The sequence below is a fragment of the Granulicatella sp. WM01 genome (assembly GCF_004570605.1).
Lineage (GTDB): Bacteria > Bacillota > Bacilli > Lactobacillales > Aerococcaceae > WM01.
Genome location: NZ_SPPB01000122.1, coordinates 1 through 1,115, shown reverse-complemented (window position 1 = coordinate 1,115; position 1,115 = coordinate 1). Strand labels below are relative to the sequence as shown.

Here is a 1,115-nt window from a genome sequence, read left to right as displayed (position 1 = left end):
CAAATGGAAGAAATAAATAATATGTTCATAGAGTTTATAAGTGATTATTTTTTAAGTGGTTTAAACGACAATGAAATAGGTATGAGCATTATTGAACAGGGTGAAAAAGTTAAATATTCTGCTAGTATAGATTGTGTGATCTCGTTACCCGAATTATCAGAATATCAATTTAAATTTTGCGTTAATCTGGAACGATTTATTTATGAAGATGCATTAATGTGTTTTTATGATTTTGGTTATATTTTGGATAAAGCAGAAAAACGTATTAATGATATAATGAAACAATGGGAAGATTATCTTAATCATTGTAAAAATAACAAAAGAAAACCACCTCTATGTACATAAGTATACTAAAGCAGATTATGCTATAGTTTTGATTGGAATGCTATCTTATGAACATAACTAAACGATTAAGGAGGGCATGTCATGGTAGATAAAAAAGAGATGATAACAATTGGTGTGATGTTAGGAGTATTGTGTGCATGTACACCAATAAAACAAGAAAACCCGATACTAACAGAAAGTACGGTATCCTCTTCGTCAACAGAACAGACAACGAGTAGTCAAATACCACTGCAACATACGTATGCTCCTAGTGGGAGATTTGCTCCAGATGTATTAGGATATACCTTACCTCATATCACAACAACGGCAGAATTAACGGATTTAGGTAAATACAAGGGAGAGGACGAGATAAGTGGGCTATTTAAGGAGAATAAAACAGAGTTTCATGAAAAATTAGGCACAGAAAATATTCCATACCATATCTTTATGTTGCGTGAAGATGTCGAAACTTACGAAAAATCTAAAGAAATTATCAAAGACCATTATCATGATAAGGTAATGCTCTTGCCTATTGCGGAACAACTATATCTTCCTATACTAAACAGTTGGAACATGAGCAACAATCCCAAAGGAAAAGAAATTACTGTTTTGGCATCTGAATTAGATATAAACATTACGATAAAGGGAAAGCTAGGCAAAACTAAGACGCAAGATGATATTATTACAGAATTAGGTCGAATTTACGCTAAAGAATACCCTACACTACTAGAAAATAAGGATAGGCAAGGCTTTTATTTATATACTAAACTCAAGAATGCAGGAGCAATTGT

General features: G+C 32.3%; 2 protein-coding genes. Both read left to right on the top strand.

The window, feature by feature from the left end; all coding sequences use genetic code 11:
* Positions 1 to 345, top strand: a 345-nt coding sequence (locus E4T68_RS09390) for a hypothetical protein (RefSeq protein ID WP_167753880.1), incomplete at its 5' end; no start/stop codon positions are given.
* Positions 346 to 426: 81 nt separating this feature from the next.
* Positions 427 to 1,115, top strand: a 689-nt coding sequence (locus tag E4T68_RS08925; protein WP_135126044.1) for a hypothetical protein, incomplete at its 3' end; no start/stop codon positions are given.